Source organism: Cupriavidus sp. GW823-FHT07A04, assembly GCF_058794615.1.
The window spans coordinates 1-1,604 of the sequence record NZ_JBXAHA010000054.1 but is presented as its reverse complement, the minus strand read 5'-3'; the positions used below and the strand labels follow the sequence as shown (position 1 = coordinate 1,604).

Annotated in this window: 1 protein-coding gene; it reads left to right on the top strand. The window is 64.1% G+C overall.

What is annotated here, in order from left to right:
* Positions 1-130: 130 nt before the first annotated feature.
* Positions 131-1,558 carry an ISNCY family transposase gene (locus tag AC1Q7Q_RS40320; protein ID WP_492376846.1) on the top strand — a complete coding sequence of 476 codons (1,428 nt, stop codon included), beginning with the start codon at positions 131-133 and terminating at the stop codon, positions 1,556-1,558.
* Positions 1,559-1,604: the final 46 nt, after the last annotated feature.

Here is a 1,604-nt window from a genome sequence, read left to right as displayed (position 1 = left end):
TGTCAGGGCTAAATAGTAATGTCGTACTTGAGCCAAATAGAAATGTCGTACCCATGAGCTAACGCGAGCATGCTGGCGCTCTATCCGCTTGGATCGGAGTCCAGCCATGCCGAAGCCCGAGATGGTGACCATGTCGATGCGTGAACTGGACCGGTTCAAGGTGATTCAGGCTGTCGTTGAGCACGGTCTGATGGTTTGGCGCGCGGCCGAGAAGCTGGGACTGTCCCGGCGCCAGGTGGAACGCCTGGTGATCCGGTATCGCGAAGACGGTCCAAGCGGTCTAGGTTCGCGTAAGCGCGGTCACGAGAGCAACCGGCAGTTGCCTCCTGGGCTCGAATCGCGCGTCCGCGGGCTGATCCGCGACACCTATGCCGACTTCGGCCCGACCCTGGCTTGCGAGAAGCTGCGCGAGCGCCATGGCATCGTGCTGGCCAAGGAGACCGTGCGCCGGATCATGATCGACGCCGGCTTCTGGGTCCCGAGGAAGCTGCGGCCACCGAAGGTCCACCAGCCAAGGAATCGGCGTGCCTGCCTGGGTGAGTTGGTGCAGATCGATGGCAGCGACCATGCCTGGTTCGAGGAGCGGGCGCCGGCCTGCACGCTGCTGGTCTACGTCGACGACGCCACCAGCCAGCTGATGCAGCTGTTGTTCGTGCCGACCGAATCGACGCCGGCGTATTTCGAGGCGACGCGGGCCTATGTCGAGCGTCATGGCAAGCCGATGGCGTTCTACAGCGACAAGGCGGGCATCTTCCGGGTTAATCGCCAGGAATCGGCCGAAGGGCGCGGCTACACGCAGTTTGGGCGGGCCCTGTTCGAGCTGAACATCGACATCCTGTGCGCCAATTCCAGCCCGGCCAAGGGCCGTGTGGAGCGGATGAATGGCACTTTGCAGGACCGCCTGGTCAAGGAACTGCGGCTGCGCGGCATCAACACCATGCCAGCCGCCAATGCCTTTGCGCCGGCCTTTATCACCGACTTCAATGCGCGCTTCGCCAAGCCGCCGCGCAGCGACTTCGATGCCCACCGGCCGCTGCGTACCGACGAGGATCTGACGCGGATCTTTACCTGGCGCGAATGGCGCAAGGTGTCGCAGAGCCTGACGCTGCAGTACGACAAGGTGATGTACCTGCTCGAGGATCGGCCCGAGCACCGGCGGCTGATCCACCGCTACATCGAGGTGGCCGAGTATCCGGACGGCCGGATCGAGTTGTGGGCCGATGGCGCTGCCCTGCCCTACACCACCTATGACCGGCTGGCCGAGATCGACCAGGGCGCGATCGTGGAGCACAAGCGGCTGGGGCACGTGCTGGCCATTGCGGCCAAGGTCCAGGCGTTGCGTGACAGCCGGCAAACCGCGGGGCCATCGCGCACGCTGTCGGGCGAGCCCCCGCGGCCACACCAGCCTGCGCTGAACACCAAGCGCCAGCGGCTGATCAATCGGCTGGATCTGGAGCGCGCCATCGCCGGTTCCACCGCCCCACCCTGTGCTGGCCTCTCCCCTTCCGGCCAGCTTGACCGCGTTACGGGTAAACCACAAAAAGCACGACCGCACTGACATTTCTAAATAGCCAGCCCGCCGACATTTAAAAACCGCCTAGACA

Excerpts from the sequence above, each read along its gene's own strand:
- AC1Q7Q_RS40320 (WP_492376846.1), top strand. The coding sequence starts at position 131 with ATGTCGATGCGTGAACTGGACCGGTTCAAGGTGATTCAGGCTGTCGTT.